Below are 18,908 nucleotides of genomic sequence, written 5' to 3'. Positions count from 1 at the left end.
TTCTTGAACTTACTTGGCGTTGGCCTGGATGATCTTGCTCGGCTTCTCGCCGTGCTGGCGGATCATCCACCACTGGATCAGCAACCCCAGGCCGCCGTTGACCACCCAGTACAACACCAGGCCGGCCGGCATGAAGGCCATCATCACGCCGAACACCAGCGGCATGAACTGCATCATCTTGGCCTGCATCGGGTCCATGCCCGGGGTCGGAGTCAGCTTCTGCGTGGCCCACATGATCGAGATGTTGAGTACCGGCAGGATGAAGTACGGGTCGCGCGCGGTCAGATCCTGGATCCAGCCCAGCCACGGCGCCTGGCGCAATTCCACCGATTCCACCAGCACCCAGTACAGCGCGAAGAAGATCGGCATCTGGATCAGCAGCGGCAGGCAGCCGCCCATCGGGTTGATCTTTTCCTTCTTGAACAGCTCCATCGTCGCCTGCTGGTACTTGACGCGATCGTCGCCGTAGCGCTCCTTCAGCTGCGCCAGGCGCGGCTGGAAGCGGCGCATCTTGGCACCGGACTTGTACTGCGCAGCCGACAGCGGATACAGCGCCAGACGCAGCAGCACCACCAGGCCGATGATGGCCCAGCCCCAGTTATGCAGGAAGCTGTGCAGATGGCTCAGCACCCAGAACAGGCCCTGGCCGATGATGGCCATGATCGAGAAGCGGCTGTAATCGACCACACGGTCCAGGCCCTTCACGTCTTCCTTGGCGATCAGGCTGACCAGCTTCGGACCCACCCACAGGCGCGCCTCGGTGCTGGCGGTCTGACCCGGCGCCACGGTGAAGGCCGGGCCACGCAGCTCGGCCACGTCGCGCGGGCCGTCCTGGTTCAGCACATACAGCGAGGCCTGGTCCTTCTGCGGAATCCACGCGGTGAAGAAGTGGTGCTGCAACAGCGCCACCCAGCCGCCGGTGATCTGGCGATTCAGGCCGCCATCGTCCATGTAGTCCTTGAACGCGCGACGCTCGTAGCCTTCCTGCGGGCTATACCAGGTCGCCCCGTTGAAGCTGAAGGAATCCGGGTTGGTCATGCCGCGACTGAGGATGGTCGGCACCCGGCTCAGCTTGCGGAACACATAACCGTTCCACGGCGCGCCGCTCTTGTTGATCACTTCATCCTTGATCGAGATCGCGTAGCGGCCGCGCTCCAGGGTGAAGGTGCGGCGGATCGACACGCCGTTGGGGCCGTTCCACACGAATGGCACCACCAGGGTGTTCTGCCCCTTGGCCAGTTCGAACGCGGTGCCCGGCTGTTCGGCACGGAAGCCGGCCACGCCCGGTACCGGCGAATGCTCGCTGGCCCAGCCGCTGGTGGCGTTGTAGGGGTGCACCGCATCTTCGGTCAGCAGGCTGACCGGCGCGGTGCCGTCCTTGGTCTGCGGAAACTGCAGCAACTCGGCATCGAGCACGCTGCGGCCATCCAGCTTCAGGCGCAGCACGTCCGAGGTCAGCGTGACCACTGGTGCAGCACCGGCAGCGGCCGGTGTCGCGGCGGTGGTGCTGGTCGCCGGTGTCGCGCCGGGCACGCCGGCCTGCGGGATGGCTTGCGCCGCAGGCACATTGGCCGCTGCCGCAGCGGCATCGGGGTCACGCGCAGCCGGGACCGACTGGGTCGTCGGCGCAACCGGCGCGTTGGCCGCCGCCTTGTCCTTGCCCCACTCCATCCACAGCAACGCCGCGACCATCAGCCAGGCAAAAATCAGGAACACACGGGTCTGGTTCATCGGGCAGCAACTCGCTCAGTCGGAACTGGGTTCCGGCTCTGTCGGGGAAAGGGAGGATGGGTGCATCGTCCTGGCGGGCGGCATTGTGCCGGGCGCAGCAGGCAGGGGCAATGCGCCAGCGCGGCGCAGCAGACGCACGAAGGCATCGCGGATCTGTGGATTGGTCGCTTTGGCGGCTGCAGAGCGCGCCACAATGACGTAGTCGCCACCGGCCAGCTCGGGCAACAGGTGCCGCATCGCATCGCGCAACACGCGTTTGATCCGGTTACGCCCGACCGCACGCGTATCGACCTTGCGCGATACCGCCATGCCCAGGCGCGGCGGCGTATCGCCGGTCCGCCAGTGCAGGCTGAGCAACGGGTCCGAGGTACGACGTGCCGTATCGAAAACGACCGTATATTGCGCACGCGTACGAACCCGCGCAGAGCGAGGAAATCGCCTGCACGGGTTCGATGCGTTCACGTTAGGGACTGCCTCGGCCGCAGGGAGCGGCGCGGCAATCAAGCGCTCAGGCGCTTGCGGCCCTTGGCGCGGCGGCGAGCCAGGATCTTGCGGCCGTCGGCGGTCGCCATACGTGCGCGGAAGCCATGGTCGCGTGCTCGCTTGAGGTTGCTGGGTTGGAAAGTACGCTTGGTGGCCATGGGGCCCTCTGCATGAATGGAGACGAATAGAACCGGCAATTCTATAGGGGCGCAACAGGCCCGGTCAACTCCCCAGACGCTTTACCGGAGGTGACGAGGCGCACGGCCTGTGGATGGACCTGTGAATAAGTCTGGGAAAACCCTGCCTGCGGTGCTAGGCTGGTCCATCCTCTTTTCACTTCCGGGCTGCGTGCACGGCGCTTTGCTGCGCGCCGCAGCCAGCAACAGATGATCACACTTTGATGGATGCTTGGCCCCGCTGCCTGGAACGTCTCGAAGCCGAATTTCCGCCCGAAGACGTCCACACCTGGTTGAAACCGCTGCAAGCCGAAGATCGCGGCGACAGCATCGTGCTGTATGCCCCGAACGCCTTTATCGTCGACCAGGTGCGCGAACGCTACCTGCCGCGTATCCGCGAATTGGTGGCGTATTTCGTCGGCAACGGCGAAGTGGCGCTGGCGGTCGGTTCACGTCCGCGCGCGCCGGCGCCGCAGCCGGCACCGATGGCCTCGCCCAGCGCGGCGGTCGCGGCGCCGATCGTGCCGTTCGCCGGCAACCTGGATTCGCATTACACCTTCGCCAACTTCGTCGAGGGGCGTAGCAACCAGTTGGGCCTGGCCGCCGCGATCCAGGCCGCGCAGAAGCCCGGCGACCGCGCGCACAACCCGCTGCTGCTGTACGGCAGCACCGGCCTGGGCAAGACCCACCTGATGTTCGCCGCCGGCAACGCGCTGCGTCAGGCCAATCCGGCCGCCAAGGTGATGTATCTGCGCTCTGAGCAGTTCTTCAGCGCGATGATCCGGGCGTTGCAGGACAAGGCGATGGACCAGTTCAAGCGCCAATTCCAGCAAATCGATGCGCTGTTGATCGACGACATCCAGTTCTTTGCCGGCAAGGACCGCACCCAGGAAGAGTTTTTCCACACCTTCAACGCGCTATTCGACGGCCGCCAGCAGATCATCCTGACCTGCGACCGCTATCCGCGCGAGGTCGAAGGCCTGGAGCCGCGGCTGAAGTCGCGGCTGGCCTGGGGCCTGTCGGTGGCGATCGACCCGCCCGACTTCGAGACCCGCGCGGCGATCGTACTGGCCAAGGCGCGCGAGCGCGGTGCGGACATTCCCGACGATGTGGCGTTTTTGATCGCCAAGAAGATGCGCTCCAACGTGCGCGACCTGGAAGGGGCGCTCAACACGCTGGTGGCGCGCGCCAACTTCACCGGCCGCGCGATCACCGTGGAATTCGCCCAGGAGACGCTGCGCGACCTGCTGCGCGCCCAGCAGCAGGCAATCGGCATCCCCAACATCCAGAAGACCGTGGCGGACTACTACGGCCTGCAGATGAAGGATCTGCTCTCCAAGCGGCGGACCCGCTCGCTGGCGCGCCCGCGCCAGGTCGCGATGGCGCTGGCCAAGGAGCTCACCGAACACAGCCTGCCTGAGATTGGCGACGCGTTTGCCGGCCGCGACCACACCACCGTGCTGCATGCCTGCCGGCAGATCCGCACGCTGATGGAGGCCGACGGCAAGCTGCGCGAGGACTGGGAAAAGCTGATTCGCAAGCTCAGCGAGTGAGTCGGCCGACCTGCTGACGGCATGCATGGAAGAAATGCGTGGAAACGTTGGGGTCAAATGCGGGAGAATCTGTGGATAACGTTGCGCGGTGGTTCGAGCAGAAAACTATCCACAGGTTTTACCGCAAGGCCAGGCGCACTAATCCAACGACTTTCAGGCGCTGAATTGTCTTTGGAAACAAATAGTTATGGTGGTTATCCGCTGAAAACGGCCCTACCATCACCACCAAGCTTTTGATTTATTCCATATCTTTTAAAGCATAGGGGCACGGAACCACATGCGTTTTACACTGCAGCGCGAAGCCTTCCTCAAACCGTTGGCCCAAGTGGTCAACGTGGTCGAACGCCGTCAAACCCTGCCTGTGCTGGCCAATCTGCTGGTGCAGGTCAAGGACGGACAGGTCTCGTTGACCGGTACGGACCTGGAAGTGGAAATGATCTCGCGCACGATGGTGGAAGACGCGCAGGACGGCGAAACCACGATTCCGGCCCGCAAGTTGTTCGACATCCTGCGCGCCCTGCCCGATGGCAGCCGCGTCACCATCTCGCAGACCGGCGACAAGGTCACCGTGCAGGCGGGTCGTAGCCGCTTCACCCTGGCGACGCTGCCTGCCAACGATTTCCCGTCGGTAGACGAAGTCGAGGCCACCGAGCGTGTCGCGGTGCCGGAAGCGGCGTTGAAGGAGTTGATCGAGCGCACGGCGTTTGCGATGGCGCAGCAGGACGTGCGGTATTACCTCAACGGCTTGTTGTTCGACTTGCGCGACGGCTTGCTGCGTTGCGTGGCCACCGATGGCCATCGCTTGGCGCTGTGCGAGACGGAGCTGGAGAAGTCCGGTGGTGCCAAACGCCAGATCATCGTGCCGCGCAAGGGCGTGACCGAGTTGCTGCGTCTGCTGGAAGCCGCTGACCGTGAAGTGGAGCTGGAAGTCGGGCGCAGCCACATCCGCGTCAAGCGTGGCGATGTGACCTTTACCTCGAAGTTGATCGATGGCCGCTTCCCGGATTACGAGGCAGTGATTCCGATTGGTGCCGACCGCGAGGTCAAGGTCGATCGTGAAGCGCTGCGTGCTTCGCTGCAGCGTGCGGCGATCCTGTCGAATGAAAAGTACCGTGGCGTGCGTGTGGAAGTCTCGCCGGGTCAGTTGAAGATCAGCGCGCACAATCCCGAACAGGAAGAAGCGCAGGAAGAGATCGAGGCCGACACAAAGGTGGATGACCTGGCGATTGGCTTCAACGTCAATTACCTGCTGGACGCGCTGTCTGCACTGCGCGACGAGCATGTGGTGATCCAGCTGCGCGATGCAAACTCGTCCGCGCTGGTGCGTGAAGCGAGCAGCGAGAAGTCGCGTCACGTGGTGATGCCACTGCGTCTCTGACGTCGCGTTCCACGTGGAACACGGAAAAGCCCGGCATACGCCGGGCTTTTTTATGGTCTACGGTGGCGTCGACAGCACTGCACAGCGTTGGTTGGCCGGCATCGGATCGAGCCTTCTTGAGCATCGTCCAGCTGATCGCGAGGGTTCGCGGGCGCGTGCTGTACAAGTCAATGGTTCCGCGTGCGGCTCATCCATCTGCGACGGTGGCCCAACACCACTGCAAATGGTCGCCCGGATCGGGAACCCGAGCAGCGGCATCGCCCTGCCATCGCGGCGGCAAGGCAGCATCGGGGCATTTTTCCTGACCTTGTCAGGCAGCGGACGTCACCGTTGAGGTGTGCATCCGGCACGACCCGCGAAACGCTACGCGGGTCTACTGCGGAGTCCGCCGATTCAGCCTGCTATCAGCAGATGCTCACGTGGAACAGCGTTTCTGCACTGCGCGGGTCTCGGCGCGTCAGCGCAGTGCGAAGTGAGTCGCTGCCTGCGTCCAGCTGGCGTGGTTTTCGACGCCATCGAAGCCCTCGCGCTCGTGCGCAGGCTGCGCGACGGCGGATTGCGTGAACCAGACTGGCTGGGAACGATGTTCGAGGTTGAGGACAGCATGGCGATGCGTGACTTCCCCGCGAGACGCAGTGGGTTGGTCAATGCAGATCCACGGTGAACGACGACATCGCAGGCAGTCTCAGTGCGTTCGAGGAAGATCGGCACTTTCCGGAGACAAGACAGCAAGACCTTTTTGAACTTATGCACATCTAGCTTTGCTTTTAAATCTATAAATAATCTAAGAGCTTGGTGGTGATGGTAGGCCCAGATTTCAAAGAAAAGTACACTAAGCAATTGGTTCTAAAGGGTTTTATGGCATCGAAACCCTGTGCTTATCGCCCTGTTTACGCCCATGGAACCTGTGGATAACGACTCGCCGGCTGTTTGGCCTCTGTTTTGTCCACAGGTTATCCCCTGTCTGCCCGCAGGCACTGGGCGTGTCGTGCTGAGCAGGATCGAGACCGATCACGTATTCTCCGCACCGACCGGGATGCCGGATCACAGTCCGGAGCAGACCCAGCGATGCACGTAGTACGGTTGTCCATCCATCGACTTCGTCGCTTCCAGGTTGTCGAGTTTCAACCAGCCAGCTCCTTGAACCTGCTGACTGGGGACAATGGCGCCGGCAAGACCAGCGTGCTCGAAGCGCTTCATCTGATGGCCTATGGGCGTAGTTTTCGCGGACGCGTGCGCGATGGCCTGATCCAGCAAGGCGCCAATGACCTGGAAGTGTTCGTGGAATGGCGCGAGCGCGGCGCAGATGCGGGGGCCCGCACGCGTAAGGCTGGCTTGCGCCACAGCGGGCAGGAGTGGACTGGGCGCCTGGATGGCGAAGATGTCGCGCAGCTTGGGTCGTTATGCGCTGCGCTGGCGGTGGTGACCTTCGAACCCGGAAGCCATGTGCTGATCAGCGGTGGCGGAGAGCCACGCCGTCGCTTTCTGGATTGGGGCTTGTTCCACGTGGAACCTGACTTCCTGGCCCTGTGGCGGCGCTATGCCCGCGCACTCAAACAACGCAATGCCTTGCTCAAACAAGGGGCGCAACCCCGGATGCTGGATGCCTGGGACCAGGAACTCGCCGAATCCGGCGAAACCCTGACCTCACGTCGCCTGCGCTACCTGGAGCGCCTGCAGGAACGGCTGATTCCCGTCGCCACCGCCATCGCGCCATCGCTTGGGCTATCTGCGCTCACGTTCGCGCCAGGTTGGAAGCGGCATGAGGTATCGCTTGCCGATGCCTTGCTGCTGGCGCGCGAGCGCGACCGCCAGAACGGCTACACCTCGCAAGGGCCGCATCGTGCCGACTGGATCCCCGCGTTCGACGCGCTGCCAGGAAAGGATGCACTATCACGCGGTCAGGCCAAGCTCACCGCCCTCGCCTGCCTGCTTGCCCAGGCAGAAGACTTCGCCCATGAGCGCGGCGAGTGGCCGGTCATCGCATTGGACGACCTGGGCTCGGAGCTGGATCGGCACCATCAGGCGCGCGTGCTGCACCGGTTGTCCAACGCGCCCGCCCAGGTACTGATCACCGCCACGGAAGTTCCTCCCGGACTCGCCGACGCAGGTGCGATGCTGCACCGGTTCCACGTGGAACAGGGTCAGGTCGCCCCGCAGACAGCCTCAGACTGAGCTTCCACGGCCGGGGCGGGCCGACTGGTATAATTCGGCCGCTATCCCCTTTTTCCCACGGTGCGAAGCGGCTCCCGCCGTCTGTGCCCGTGTTGTGGAGCTAACGGCACTCGCATGACCGAAGAACAGAACACCTCGCCCACTCCCAACGGCACCTACGACTCCAGCAAGATCACCGTGCTGCGTGGCCTGGAAGCCGTCCGCAAGCGCCCCGGCATGTACATCGGCGATGTCCATGACGGCACCGGCCTGCACCACATGGTGTTCGAGGTGGTCGACAACTCGGTCGACGAAGCCCTGGCCGGCCATGCCGACGATATCGTGGTCAAGATCCTGGTCGATGGCTCGGTCGCCGTGTCCGACAACGGACGTGGCGTGCCGGTCGATATCCACAAGGAAGAAGGCGTCTCCGCGGCCGAGGTGATCCTGACCGTGCTGCACGCCGGCGGCAAGTTCGACGACAACAGCTACAAAGTGTCCGGCGGCCTGCATGGCGTGGGCGTGTCGGTGGTCAACGCGCTGTCTGAGCACCTGTGGCTGGACATCTGGCGCGACGGCTTCCACTACCAGCAGGAATACGCGCTGGGCGAGCCGCAATATCCGCTCAAGCAGCTGGAAGCCTCGACCAAGCGCGGCACCACGTTGCGGTTCAAGCCGGCCGTGGCCATCTTCAGCGACGTCGAGTTTCACTACGACATCCTGGCGCGCCGCCTGCGCGAGCTGTCGTTCCTCAATTCCGGGGTCAAGATCGCGCTGATCGACGAGCGCGGCGAAGGCCGCCGCGACGATTTTCATTACGAAGGCGGCATCCGCAGCTTCGTCGAGCATCTGGCGCAGCTCAAGTCGCCGCTGCACCCCAACGTGATTTCGGTGACCGGCGAGCACAACGGCATCGTGGTGGACGTGGCCCTGCAATGGACCGACGCCTACCAGGAAACCATGTACTGCTTCACCAACAACATCCCGCAGAAGGATGGCGGCACGCATTTGGCCGGCTTCCGTGCGGCGCTGACGCGTGTGCTCAGCAACTATATCGAGCAGAACGGCATCGCCAAGCAGGCCAAGGTCGCCCTGACCGGCGACGACATGCGCGAAGGCATGATCGCGGTGCTGTCGGTGAAGGTGCCCGACCCCAGCTTCTCCTCGCAGACCAAGGAAAAGCTGGTCAGCTCGGACGTGCGCCCGGCGGTGGAAAACGCCTTCGGTGCGCGCCTGCAGGAGTTCCTGCAGGAAAATCCGAACGAAGCCAAGGCCATCACCGGCAAGATCGTCGATGCCGCACGCGCGCGAGAAGCCGCCCGCAAGGCGCGCGACCTGACCCGCCGCAAGGGCGCGCTGGACATCGCCGGCCTGCCCGGCAAGCTTGCCGACTGCCAGGAAAAGGACCCGGCGCTGTCGGAGCTGTTCATCGTCGAGGGTGACTCGGCAGGCGGCTCGGCCAAGCAGGGCCGCAACCGCAAGAACCAGGCGGTGCTGCCGCTGCGCGGCAAGATCCTCAACGTCGAGCGCGCGCGTTTCGACCGCATGCTGGCGTCCGACCAGGTCGGCACGCTGATCACCGCGCTCGGCACCGGCATCGGCCGCGACGAGTACAACCCGGACAAGCTGCGCTACCACCGCATCATCCTGATGACCGATGCCGACGTCGACGGCTCGCACATCCGCACCCTGTTGCTGACGTTCTTCTACCGGCAGATGCCGGAGCTGATCGAGCGCGGCTACATCTACATCGGCCTGCCGCCGCTGTACAAGCTCAAGCAGGGCAAGAGCGAGCTGTATCTGAAGGACGACGCGGCGCTCAACGCCTACCTGGCCAGCAATGCGGTCGAAGGTGCGGCGCTGATTCCGGCCAGCGACGAGCCGCCGATCACCGGCGAGGCGCTGGAAAAACTGTTGATGCTGTTCACCAGCGCCAACGAAGCGATCGCACGCAATGCGCACCGCTACGACCCGGCGCTGCTTACCGCGCTGATCGACCTGCCGCCGTTGGATGTGGACAAGTTGCAGGCCGAAGGCGAGGTGCACCCCACCCTGGATGCGCTGCAGGCAGTGCTCAACCGTGGCACCCTGGGCACGGCGCGCTACCAGCTGCGTTTCGACCCGGCTACCGACAGCGCCTCGGCGTCGCTGGTGGCGGTGCGCAGGCACATGGGCGAGGAATTCACCCAGGTGCTGCCGATGGGCGCATTCGAAAGCGGCGAGTTGCGTCCGCTGCGCGAGGTCTCGCTGGCCCTGCACGACCTGGTCCGCGAAGGCGCCCAGATCGTGCGCGGCAACAAGACCCACCCGATCACCAGCTTTGCCCAGGCGCATGCCTGGCTGCTGGAAGAGGCCAAGCGAGGCCGCCAGGTCCAGCGCTTCAAGGGCCTGGGCGAAATGAACGCCGAGCAATTGTGGGAAACCACGGTCAACCCGGACACGCGTCGTCTGTTGCAGGTGCGTATCGAGGATGCCGTGGCCGCCGATCAGATCTTCAGCACCTTGATGGGCGATGTGGTCGAACCACGTCGAGACTTCATCGAGGACAATGCGCTGAAGGTATCCAACCTGGATATCTGAGCCACTGTCTGTCGCCGCCAACGCGTCGCGCAAGCGGTGGATTGGCGGCTGCGGCTTTTCAGGATGATGATGAGCGCAGACCCGTTACCGCGTCCGGCCCCGTTGCCGGAGGCCGGCAAATCCCCGCTGCTTCCCCCCTTGCTCGGCTTTGGCATCGATGTGCTGATCGCCACCGGCATGCTCCTGACGCTGAGCGTGGCCTGCTTCGCGCTCTGGGGCGCCTCCCGCGGCATCAGCGCGGCAATGGCAGCCAAGGCACAGGGCATAACGCTCTCGTCCACCGAGATCATGGCCATGATCGGCCCTCCCGGTGTCTTGACACAGCTGGTTACCGCGCTTGTCAGCACCGCCACGCCGGCGGTGGTGCTGTACTACTGGCGTCGCCGCGCCACTGCGGCCGAACAGCTCGCCTCGCGTGCCGCCACACGCCGAGTGGCCACCTGGGGCTGGACCGGGCTGATCGCAGTGGGTGTCTTTGCGCTCAGCAGTCTGGTCAGCGTCGCCGCATCCGCGCTGGGCATCAAGCCGGTGCCGACCAACCTGCCGCTGATGGAAGAAGCGATCAAACAGTGGCCGCTGGCGCTGGTCCTGTTTGCCGTGGTGATCGCCCCGGCGTACGAGGAATTGCTGTTCCGGCGCGTGTTGTTCGGCCGTCTGCTCGCAGCTGGACGCCCTTGGCTCGGCATCGGGCTGAGCAGCGCGATCTTCGCCCTGGTGCATGAGGTGCCCGGCGTCAGCGGCAACGGCCCGGCTGCCATCGCGCAGCTATGGCTGATCTACGGCAGCATGGGCGCAGCCTTTGCGTGGCTGTATTGGCGCACCGGAACCTTGTGGGCGCCCATCGCGGCACATGGCATCAACAACGCCACCGCCTTGGCAGCGCTGTACTTTTTTGGCATCGGCTGACCGTTTGACGAAATGTTAAGCCGAGCCTGCCAAAATGCCCCCACAGTTTTAGGGGGATCGCATGAAAGTCAGGCTCTTGTTCGTTGTTACCGTCCTTGCACTGACGGCGTGTGCCACCACCACCTCGCCCACCGGCCGCCGACAGGTGGTGGGAGGCGTGTCGCAAGAGCAGCTCGACCAGCTCGGCGCGCAGTCGTTCGCGCAGACCAAGGCCAAGGAAAAAGTCAGCACCGACGGTAAGCAGAACGCCTACGTGCAATGCGTGGTCAATACCCTGGTCGCGCAGTTGCCGCCGCAATGGCGCGAAACCCGCTGGGAAACCGCATTGTTCGTGGATGACGAAGCCAATGCCTTCGCCCTGCCCGGCGGCAAGGTCGGCGTCAACACCGGCATCTTCACCGTTGCCAAGACCCAGGATCAGCTGGCCGCCGTGCTCGGGCACGAGATCGGGCATGTCATCTCGCGCCACCACGAAGAACGCATCACCCGCCAGCTGGGCGCACAGGCCGGGCTGGGTGTGATCGGCGCACTGGCCGGTGCGGCCTACGGCGACGGCGCGGCCAGCGCAGTGAACCAGGTCGGTGGTATGACCGCGCAGACAGTGTTCCTGCTCCCGGGCTCGCGCACCCAGGAGAGCGAGGCCGACGTGGTGGGTCAGCGCCTCATGGCACAAGCCGGATTTGATCCCGCGCAGGCGGTGACGCTATGGCAGAACATGATGGCGGCCAGCGGCAACCGCCAACCGCAATGGCTGTCCACGCACCCGGACCCTGCCAACCGCATCCGCGAATTGCAGGCCGACGTCAATCAGCTTGAGCCAGTGTATGAACAGGCGCGCCAGGCCGGCCGGACGCCAAAATGCGGCTAGTACACCTAACACAGGTTCGTCGTGGTGGTCGGGCCAGCCTGGGCGCCTACGCCCATACGCTCATGTACGCAGGGTTTCGAGAGCGCGATTTCACACAGTTGACGATCGCTCGCAACATGTGTCAGTCATGCTAAGACCGTGAATTCACGTACCGATTGTCGCAATACAGCATGGAAACCGTTTTCGGGAACTGAGACTTTCTGCTAAGTTTGCCGGCTCAGATTTTTCGTACAGCGTCCATTCCGCTTTTCGTACCGCCCGACGGCGGCTCGTCCGAGGTGAAACATGAAACTGCTCAACCGCAAGCAAGCCCTGTTGTCCCTGTTCATCGCCGCGTCGTTGGGTGGGGCTGTCGTCGCCGATGCGGTCGCACAGTCGGATCGTTCGTCCGAGCGCGCCAGCCGCAAGTCCAAGAGCAGCGGCAAGGCGGAAGAGCTGTACCCGCAGGCCACGCGTACCGCGCCGACCGTCAAGCCCTCGTCCAAGCTGAGCAGCAAGCTGCAGAAGCTGATTGAAACCTTCAACAAGGGCGAGGATTTCCCGGCGGTGCGGGCACAGGCCGACGAGATCCTGGCCAACAGCGCCGCCAACGAAGCCGACAAGGCGCTGGCGGGCCAGCTGGCCGCCCAGGCGGCGTACAACATGGACGACACCGCCGCTGCCAAGACCTATCTGCAGCAGGCAATCGGCCTGAACGCGCTGGACAACAACGGCCAGTTCCAGTCGATGCTGATGCTGGCGCAGTTGCAGTTGCAGGACGACCAGCAGGCCGAAGGCCTGGCCACGCTCGACAAGTATCTGGCCGAGAGCAAGTCGCAGCGCCCGGAAGATCTGATCCTCAAGGGCCAGGCGCTGTATCAGGCCGAGCGCTACAAGGAAGCGATCCCGGTGTTGAAGCAGGCCATTGCTGCCTCGCCGGAGCCGAAGGACACCTGGAACCAGCTGCTGATGGCCGCCTATGCCGAAGCCGGCCAGACCGGTGAAGCCGTTGCCGCCGCCGAGGCGCTCGCCGCCAAGACGCCGAACGACAAGAAGGCCCAGCTCAATCTCGCCAGCATGTACATGCAGGCCGACCAGATGGACAAGGCCGCCGCAGTGATGGACAAACTGCGCGCTGCCGGGCAGTTGACCGAAGAAAAGGAATACAAACAGCTGTATTCCATCTACGCCAACACCGAGAACAAGGAAAAGGACGTCATCGCAGTCATCAATGAAGGTATGCAAAAAGGCATCCTCAAGCCTGATTATCAGACATACCTCGCATTGGCGCAGTCCTATTACTACAGCGAGGATGTGCCGAAGGCGATCGAAAACTGGCAGAAGGCCGCACCGCTTTCCAAGGACGGCGAGACCTATCTGAATCTGGCCAAGGTGCTGCATTCGGAAGGTCGCATCCCAGAGGCCAAGCAGGCCGCGCAGCAGGCGATCGCCAAGGGTGTTAAAAAACCCGAAGACGCCAAGAAGATCATCAACCTGAAGTAAAAAAGAAAATAAACCCCCGAAATCCCTGTGTTTTTAGTGGTTACAGGACTCGGGATTGGTATAAGCTTGGGAGTTCCTGCGGTGTCAAAGCCGTCCGAAAACCTGGGGATCATCACCGTGATCCGGGGCCCCCACTGAAAGAGCCATTGGCGCATGACGGAACAACTCGTTATCCACAGGCATGACTATGATGCCGGGAACCAGGGTCTGAGCTGGGCCCGCATTATCGGCATTGCTTTTGTAATTGCCTTGCACCTCACTGCACTGATGATGTTGCTGATCCCTGCAGTGGCGCCGAAGGCTCCGGCAGAGAAGGAGCGCACCACCATGGTCACCCTGGTGGATGCACCGCCTCCTCCCCCGCCGCCGCCGCCGCCGCCGCCGCCGGAAGACAAGCCGCCGCCGCCGGTCAAGAATCTGTCGCCGCCGAAGCCGTCACCGGTTCCGCCGCCGCCGGAAGCGCCGGTCGTCGATGTTCCCGAACCGCGTCCGAGCGATATCGTCACGCCGCCTAGCCCGCCGAGTCCTCCGACTCCGCCGAGCGATATCGGCGCCAGTGTCGATATCTCGTCCAAGAACATGAACCCGCCGAAGTACCCGCCGGCTGCATTCCGTGCCGGTGTCCAAGGTGAGGTCATCCTGATCGTGGATGTGGATGCCAACGGCAACGTGACCAACGTGTCGGTCGAAAAGTCCAGCCGCAACCGCGACCTTGACCGTGCCGCGATGGACGCAGCACGCAAGTGGAAGTTCAATGCCTCCACTGTCAACGGGCAGAAAGCCGCCGGACGCGTCCGCGTCCCGGTCAACTTTGCTCTGAACTGATCCCACGGGCCGGCTACGGTCGGCCCAGGATCCTGTCTTCCTTTCGCTCCACCCTTCATCACCACACACAACAAAGGTAAGCGTCATGCTGCAGGAATTCTTTATCGCCGCCGCTGCAGGGGGCTCCAATCCGTCGGCCGCTCTGTCGCAGATGGGCTTCGAGCATCTGATCACCGAAATGACCTCTCAGCCCGGCGACTTCGCCGTGTCCTGGGTCGTGCTGATCACCCTGATCGCCATGTCCGCTGCCTCCTGGTACTGGACTGTCATCAACATTTTCCGCGCCACCCGTCTGAAGAGCGCGGCTGACCGCGTCACCACCGCGTTCTGGGATGCCCCGAATGCGCAGGACGCCATCCGCGCCATGGAAGAGCAGCCGGCTTCCGAGCCGTTCTCCAAGATCGCACTGGACGCTGCCCAGGCTGCTGCCCACCACCAGCGTGCCGAGGGCACCACTGGCGGCCTGGGTGAAACCCTGAGCCGTTCGGAATTCGTCGATCGCGCCCTGCGTCAGGCCGTGACCCGCGAAAGCACCCGTCTGCAGTCCGGCATGACCTTGCTCGCCACCGTCGGTGCGACCGCACCGTTCGTCGGTCTGCTCGGTACCGTGTGGGGCATCTACGGCGCGCTGATCAAGATCGGTGCCACCGGCTCGGCCTCCATCGACGCCGTTGCCGGCCCGGTGGGTGAAGCGCTGATCATGACCGCGATCGGTCTGTTCGTCGCCATCCCGGCCGTGTTCGCGTTCAACTTCTTCTCCAAGGTCAACAGCTCGGTGATCGCCAAGTTCGACACCTTCGCCCACGACCTGCACGACTTCTTCGCCACCGGTTCGCGCGTCCGCTAATCGCGGCGCAGATCCGTTAGTAAAGAACGCCTTCGCAACGATTTAGACGGAGCCCGTTATGGCCTTCAGTAGTGGAAACAGCGGTGGCCCGATGGCCGACATCAATGTGACGCCCCTCGTGGACGTCATGCTGGTGCTGCTGATCATCTTCATCATTACGGCACCGCTGATGTCCCACAAGGTCAAGGTGGAGCTGCCAGAGGCCAACCTGATCCAGAAGGAAGATGCGGAGAAACGTGCCGCACCGATCACCCTGGCCGTCAAGGAAGACGGGTCGCTGTACTGGAACGACGAGCCGATTTCCAAGGAAGCCCTGGAGTCGCGCCTGTCCACCGCAGCACAGCAGACCCCGCAACCGCCGCTCAACTTGCGCGGCGACCGCACCACCAAGATGCGTACGATCAACGAGATCACCAAGATCGCGCAGGGTCAGGGCATGTTGGACGTCGGCTTCGTTGCAACCAAAGAGAAGGGGCAGTAAGCCATGGCATTCAGTACCGGTGGAAACCGTGGCCCGATGGCCGACATCAACGTCACGCCCCTGGTGGACGTGATGTTGGTGCTGCTGATCATCTTCATCGTGACCGCGCCGATCATGACCTACCCGATCGCCGTGGATCTGCCGCAGCGGGTGCTCAACCCGCCACCGCAGACGACCGAGCCGCCGCCGCCGATCGAGTTGCGGATCGACGCCAGCAACCAGGTGTTCTGGAACAACAGCCCGACCCCGGTCGCGCAGTTGCAGCAGAAGATGGAAGAAGTGGTGCAGGCCGATCCGACCAACCAGCCGGAACTGCGCATCGATGCCAATGAAGATGCGGAGTACGAAGTGATGGCCAAGGTCTTGGCTGCTGCGAAAAACTCGCAGATGAAGAAAATCGGCTTCATGCAGTAAGACATCGCAACACCGCAACACACCAGTCATGACGCGACTGCAACGCCACCGGAAACGGTGGCGTTTTTTTATGCCGATCGAAGTGGAGGGTGTTTGCCTGTTCGAATCGTGCGTCTGGCGCCTTCGGGTCGGCTGGTGCTCTTCATCGATAGCGTGCACGCAGGAGCGCATCGGCTGACTGCAGTAAATAACGTCCCAAATATGTTGCAGTTACGATGGTAAGTAGGCGATTAACTCGTGCTCTGCAGAGAAAATCCGACCTGAAACCAGTGGGCGGTATCTGCCCTACCCTGTCGATTTACTCGGGCGAGTATCTCAGGCGTTTATCGGCACGCTGCAGAACGTCCAGATACGCGCGCACCGTTGCATCCAGACCGTGATACAGGGCCTCGCCAATCAATGCATGGCCGATGGATACTTCGAGCACGCCCGGGACAGCGGCCAGAAAGTCACCCAGGTTCGCCTGCGACAGATCGTGCCCGGCATTGATGCCCAGCCCTGCAGCGCCTGCGCGTTGCGAGGCTTCGGAAAATAGCTTCAAAGCAGCATCCGGCTGACCGCTCAGATGCGCCTGCGCATACGGGCCTGTGTACAACTCAATGCGGTCCGCACCTAGTGCTGCCGCTTGCGCAAGATCGGGATTGCCGGCATCGACAAACAAACTGACGCGAGCACCACTTGCCTTGAACGAGGCAATCAGCGCGGCGAGTTGAGCGGTGCCCTGTGTAAAATCGAAACCGTGGTCGGAGGTCAGCTGTCCATCGCCGTCGGGTACCAGGGTGACCTGCTCCGGGCCGGTGGCGCGACACAATGCGAATAAACCCGGATAACCCTCGCGCGGTGGCGCAAACGGGTTGCCTTCGATATTGAATTCGACTCCGTGCTCGCGTGTCAGTGCGCTCAGCGCCAGCACGTCGTCTGCGCGGATATGCCGTTGGTCCGGGCGCGGATGCACGGTGACGCCGTGCGCACCGGCTTCAATACAGGTCCGCGCGGCGTGCACCACATCCGGATCGAGGCCGCCGCGCGAGTTGCGCAGTACCGCGATCTTGTTGACATTGACGCTGAGCCGGGTGGTCACGACGGTGTTCTCACGCCTGTGGTTCGCCATCGCGTTGTGCTGCAAGCGCCGCTTTGCGGGCTTCGGCAATCTCGCGCAGGCGACGGAGTTCGGCCGGGTCGATCATGCTGCTGGTGGCGCGCTGGGTGCCGTCCATGCGCGAGGCGAACCAGCCGCGTGTCCACAGCAACAGCAGCAGCAATGCGACCAGCAGCGAAACCACCAGCAACCACACGTGCGGCGTGCTGAAAGCCAGCACCAGCGCACCCAGTGCCATAAGCAGAAACAGCCAATGCATGACGCGCTCCCCCCGATCAATGGCGGCAGTGTAGCGCCGTGCCCGACGCGGTTCCACGTGAGCTGCGCGGCATGGGTCAGAGCAGCGGCGATAGCAGCCGCGCGCAGGCCTCGGGCAGGCGCGAGCGCCACAACGGCCGGTGCTGCACGAAACGTACTTCCTGCGCCTGCTGCAGATCGGTCTCTATCATCCCGGCCAGTTCTGCCGCCACCGCCTGGTCGCGGAACAGCATCGACAGCTCAAAGTTCAAGCGGAAACTGCGGCTGTCGAAATTGGCACTGCCGACGATGCTGACGTCGTCGTCGGCCAGCAGCGCCTTGGTATGCAGCATGCGCGGGCCGTATTCATAGATACGCACCCCCGCTTCGAGCAGCTCGTCGAAGTAAGAGCGCGCGGCGTAGGTGACCAGGCGCGAATCACTGACCCGTGGCACCAGCAGCCGCACGTCCAGCCCGCCGAGCGCGGCCGAGGTCAGCGCCATGCGCGCCGCCTCGCCCGGCACGAAGTACGGGGTCACCAGCCAGACGCGGTGCTTGGCCTCGTGGATGGCCGCCACCATCAGGCGATGGATCGACTCCCACGACGAATCCGGGCCGGAGACCAGCACCTGCGCATCGACATCGCCTTGCGCCCGGCTTGGCACGTCCTCCGGCCATAACTGCTGGCCCTGGAACGCGATGCGGCCCTGCCCGGTGGCGTAGAGCCAGTCTTCCAGGAACACCAGCTGCAGGCTGCGCACCACGTGGCCCTGCAGGCGCACATGCAGGTCGCGATATGCGGCCACGCGCACCCGCTCGTTCTCGTCGTCGGTGACGTTGATGCCGCCGGTAAAGGCGACCCGGCCGTCGATCACCACGACCTTGCGATGGGTACGCAGATTCAGCCACGGCCGCTTGAACGGCTTGAGCAGCTGGGACGGATGGAACCAGGCGGTTTCCACCCCGGCCTGGCGCAGCATACGCAGCACGCGCCGGGTCATCGCCGACGAGCCCACCGCATCCATCAGCAAGCGCACTTTGACCCCGGCGCGCGCGCGCTCCATCAACGCATCGCAGATCGCAGTGCCGCTGTGGTCCGGCTGGAAGATGTAGTACTCCAGATGGATGTGGTCGCGTGCATCGCGGATCGCCTCGATGATGGCGGCGTAGGTAGCCGCGCCATCCACCAGCCAGTGCACTTCGGTGGCGCTGCTGGGTGCAAGGCCGGTAGTGGACTGGGCGATCTTGGCAAGTTCGGTGCAGTCGGCGTCCGGTGGGCAGACGCTGCTATAGCTCTCCATGCCCGAGCGCGACCGGCCGCGGCGCAGGCGCTGGCGTTTGACCTTCTGCGGGCCGAGCCAGTAGTAGATCAGCAGACCCAGATACGGCAGCGCGGCCAGCGACAGCACCCAGCTGAGCGTGGCCACCGGCTCGCGCTTCTGCAGCACGATCCAGCTGGAGATCCACAGCAGATACAGCACGTAGGCGGCGATGAGGAGCGCTTCGAGGTGGGGAATGGTGGCCAACCAGTCCCACGCGCTCTGGACGAATGCGAGCATGCGCGGATTCTACGGGCCGCATGCCACGCTGCGATGACCGGGCGAGCAACGTGGCGCCGAGGTAGCGATCTGAAAGCTCCATCCGAGCGCGCGCGCCGTCGCGGCGTCTGAGACTCACCGACAGTACGATGCGCC

General features: G+C 63.5%; 17 protein-coding genes. 11 read left to right on the top strand and 6 right to left on the bottom strand.

Annotated features, from left to right (window positions below):
- Window positions 1-9: 9 nt before the first annotated feature.
- From yidC to rpmH, 3 genes are read right to left on the bottom strand one after another with little or no spacing between them, the layout of a single operon-like run.
- Window positions 10-1,731, bottom strand: a complete 1,722-nt coding sequence (gene yidC / locus GGR61_RS14785; protein ID WP_184622287.1) for a membrane protein insertase YidC — start codon at window positions 1,729-1,731, stop codon at window positions 10-12.
- A 15-nt stretch (window positions 1,732-1,746) separates the two neighbouring features.
- Window positions 1,747-2,193 carry a ribonuclease P protein component gene (gene rnpA / locus GGR61_RS14780; protein WP_104650389.1) on the bottom strand — a complete coding sequence of 149 codons (447 nt, stop codon included), beginning with the start codon at window positions 2,191-2,193 and terminating at the stop codon, window positions 1,747-1,749.
- A gap of 38 nt (window positions 2,194-2,231) precedes the next feature.
- Entirely contained in the window at window positions 2,232-2,372 is a 141-nt protein-coding gene (gene rpmH / locus GGR61_RS14775) for a 50S ribosomal protein L34 (RefSeq protein WP_002805908.1), read from the bottom strand.
- A 242-nt stretch (window positions 2,373-2,614) separates the two neighbouring features.
- Between rpmH and dnaA the strand changes: the two genes are divergently transcribed.
- From dnaA to GGR61_RS14720, 11 genes are all read left to right on the top strand, one after another.
- The gene (gene dnaA, locus GGR61_RS14770) at window positions 2,615-3,943 is read left to right on the top strand and encodes a chromosomal replication initiator protein DnaA (protein WP_184622285.1); all 1,329 of its coding nucleotides are present in this window, start codon (window positions 2,615-2,617) and stop codon (window positions 3,941-3,943) included.
- A 277-nt stretch (window positions 3,944-4,220) separates the two neighbouring features.
- On the top strand, window positions 4,221-5,321 hold the full coding sequence (gene dnaN, locus GGR61_RS14765; protein WP_055852563.1) for a DNA polymerase III subunit beta: 1,101 nt from the start codon (window positions 4,221-4,223) through the stop codon (window positions 5,319-5,321).
- A gap of 1,068 nt (window positions 5,322-6,389) precedes the next feature.
- Window positions 6,390-7,496 (top strand): DNA replication/repair protein RecF, encoded by a 1,107-nt coding sequence (gene recF, locus GGR61_RS14760; RefSeq protein WP_184622283.1) that lies wholly within the window; start codon window positions 6,390-6,392, stop codon window positions 7,494-7,496.
- Between the two features lie 114 nt (window positions 7,497-7,610).
- Window positions 7,611-10,055: a DNA topoisomerase (ATP-hydrolyzing) subunit B gene (gene gyrB / locus GGR61_RS14755; protein ID WP_184408292.1), complete on the top strand. Its 2,445-nt coding sequence runs from the start codon at window positions 7,611-7,613 to the stop codon at window positions 10,053-10,055.
- 69 nt (window positions 10,056-10,124) lie between these two features.
- On the top strand, window positions 10,125-10,961 hold the full coding sequence (locus GGR61_RS14750) for a CPBP family intramembrane glutamic endopeptidase (protein WP_184408293.1): 837 nt from the start codon (window positions 10,125-10,127) through the stop codon (window positions 10,959-10,961).
- Window positions 10,962-11,022: 61 nt separating this feature from the next.
- Entirely contained in the window at window positions 11,023-11,829 is an 807-nt protein-coding gene (locus GGR61_RS14745; protein ID WP_184622281.1) for a M48 family metallopeptidase, read from the top strand.
- A 285-nt stretch (window positions 11,830-12,114) separates the two neighbouring features.
- Window positions 12,115-13,311 (top strand): tetratricopeptide repeat protein, encoded by a 1,197-nt coding sequence (locus GGR61_RS14740; RefSeq protein ID WP_184408295.1) that lies wholly within the window; start codon window positions 12,115-12,117, stop codon window positions 13,309-13,311.
- Window positions 13,312-13,578: 267 nt separating this feature from the next.
- Window positions 13,579-14,136, top strand: coding sequence for an energy transducer TonB (locus tag GGR61_RS14735; RefSeq protein WP_184408332.1), 558 nt, complete (start codon window positions 13,579-13,581; stop codon window positions 14,134-14,136).
- 85 nt (window positions 14,137-14,221) lie between these two features.
- Window positions 14,222-14,983 (top strand): TonB-system energizer ExbB, encoded by a 762-nt coding sequence (exbB, locus tag GGR61_RS14730; protein ID WP_184408296.1) that lies wholly within the window; start codon window positions 14,222-14,224, stop codon window positions 14,981-14,983.
- A 58-nt stretch (window positions 14,984-15,041) separates the two neighbouring features.
- Complete coding sequence (locus tag GGR61_RS14725; RefSeq protein WP_011035268.1) at window positions 15,042-15,464, top strand: biopolymer transporter ExbD; 423 nt, start codon at window positions 15,042-15,044, stop codon at window positions 15,462-15,464.
- A gap of 3 nt (window positions 15,465-15,467) precedes the next feature.
- Window positions 15,468-15,878 (top strand): biopolymer transporter ExbD, encoded by a 411-nt coding sequence (locus GGR61_RS14720; RefSeq protein WP_011035269.1) that lies wholly within the window; start codon window positions 15,468-15,470, stop codon window positions 15,876-15,878.
- Between the two features lie 298 nt (window positions 15,879-16,176).
- Here the strand turns inward: GGR61_RS14720 and GGR61_RS14715 are convergent, their stop codons facing one another.
- The 3 genes from GGR61_RS14715 to cls form a co-directional block, all read right to left on the bottom strand.
- Window positions 16,177-16,959, bottom strand: a complete 783-nt coding sequence (locus tag GGR61_RS14715; RefSeq protein WP_184622346.1) for a pyridoxine 5'-phosphate synthase — start codon at window positions 16,957-16,959, stop codon at window positions 16,177-16,179.
- Window positions 16,960-16,969: 10 nt separating this feature from the next.
- On the bottom strand, window positions 16,970-17,236 hold the full coding sequence (locus tag GGR61_RS14710) for a hypothetical protein (protein ID WP_184622279.1): 267 nt from the start codon (window positions 17,234-17,236) through the stop codon (window positions 16,970-16,972).
- A 76-nt stretch (window positions 17,237-17,312) separates the two neighbouring features.
- The gene (gene cls / locus GGR61_RS14705) at window positions 17,313-18,773 is read right to left on the bottom strand and encodes a cardiolipin synthase (RefSeq protein WP_184622277.1); all 1,461 of its coding nucleotides are present in this window, start codon (window positions 18,771-18,773) and stop codon (window positions 17,313-17,315) included.
- Between the last annotated feature and the right edge of the window lie 135 nt (window positions 18,774-18,908).

Source organism: Xanthomonas sp. 3058 (genome assembly GCF_014199765.1).
Lineage (GTDB): Bacteria > Pseudomonadota > Gammaproteobacteria > Xanthomonadales > Xanthomonadaceae > Xanthomonas > Xanthomonas campestris_B.
This window is presented reverse-complemented; position numbering and strand designations above follow the sequence as displayed.